This is a genomic window from Nonomuraea sp. ZG12 (assembly GCF_052068115.1).
Lineage (GTDB): Bacteria > Actinomycetota > Actinomycetes > Streptosporangiales > Streptosporangiaceae > Nonomuraea.
In genome coordinates, this window is the sequence record NZ_JBQHCW010000084.1 from 1 (window position 1) to 1,605 (window position 1,605).

The window sequence follows — 1,605 nt, forward strand, 5'->3', positions numbered from 1 at the left end:
ACCTCACCCAACTCGATACGGAAGCCACGGATCTTGACCTGGTCGTCGGTGCGCCCGAGGAACTCCAACTCCCCCTCCCCGGTCCACCGCACCAAATCCCCCGTGCGATACATACGCCGACCAGACTCACCGAAAGGATCAGCGATGAAACGCTCAGCCGTCAGGTCGGGACGGCCCCAGTAGCCGCGAGCCAACCCCGACCCCGCCAGATACAACTCCCCAGGCACCCCAGGTGGCACCAGCCGCAACCGCTCATCCAGGACATAAGCCCGCATCCCCCTGATGGGCCCGCCAATGGTGGGGGCTGACGTGGGAGAGAGGGGCCCGCTCATCGCGGCGCACACCGTGGTCTCGGTCGGGCCGTACGCGTTGATCATCTGGCGGTTCACCGCCCAGGCGGCGGCCAGTTCGGCAGGGCAGGATTCGCCGGCCACGATGAGCGTGGTGACGTCGGCAAGGCCGTGATCAGCGAGTTGCGTCAACGCCGACGGAGGAAGGGTGACGTGCGTGACCGCATGATCGCTGACCAGCTCGGCCAAGGCCTCTCCCGGCAGCAGCCGCTCGGGGGCGGCGACCACCAGCGTGGCTCCGGTCAGCAGCGACATGCAGAATTCCCAGAACATCGCGTCGAAGCTCGGGGAGGCGAACTGCATCACCCGGCACCCCGGCCCCAGCGCGAACGCCTCGGCCTGCGACCGCATCAGGTTCGCCGTGCCGGCATGCGGCACCACCACACCCTTCGGCCGACCGGTCGAGCCGGAGGTGTAGATCACGTACGCGGCACTGCCCGGCGAAACCGGGCCGCCCGTCACGGCCGACGCCGGATAGACGTCGGGCAGCCGATCCACCAGAACCATCGGGTGCCCGTCCGGCAACTGCGCGGCGGAGGCGGAGGTGGTCAGGATGAGAGCGGGTTCGGCGTCCTCCAGCATGTACGAGATGCGCTGTGGCGGATAGGCCAGGTCAATGGGCAGATAGGCACCGCCGGCCTTGAGTGTCGCCACGATGGCGACCACCATCTCGACGGACCTCGGCACCGCCATGGCGACGACCTGCTCGGGGCCGACGCCATGCGCAACGAGGCAGTGCGCGAGACGGTTCGCGCGGGCGTCGAGTTCGGCGTACGTCAACCGCTCATTCTCATGAACGACCGCCGGCTCGTCGGGAACGCGCGCCACCTGCTCCGCGAAGAGCTCGACGAACGTGCTTTCCCGATCGACCGACTCCGCCCGGCCCCAGGCACCGAGCATGAGGCCGCGTTCGTCCCCGGAGAGAACCTCAAGGTCCCCGACCGGCGTATGCACATCGCGGATCGCCGAATCAAGCAGGAGCAGCAGCCGTTTGACCAAATCCTGCGCGGTCTCACGCTCGAACAGGTCCACGTCGTATTCGAGGCGACCGGCCAGCGCGCCGCTGTCGTGGTGCTCGGTCAGCTCGAAAGTGAGGTCGAACCTCGACACCCCAGCATGGACCTGCGTCAGCTCCGTCTGCAGACCGGGCAGGTCGAGCGTCGGCTGCCCCTGGCTGTGGTAGGCCAGCATGACCTGGGCCAGGGGGTGCAGGCCCAGTGAGCGGGTGGGGTTGAGTTCCTCGACCAGCCGGTCG

At 68.0% G+C, this 1,605-nt stretch carries 1 protein-coding gene; it reads right to left on the reverse strand.

Going from position 1 to position 1,605, the window contains the following annotated elements:
- A partial coding sequence (locus ACTMTF_RS49340) for a non-ribosomal peptide synthetase (RefSeq protein ID WP_441117028.1) occupies nt 1-1,605 on the reverse strand: 1,605 nt, incomplete at both ends.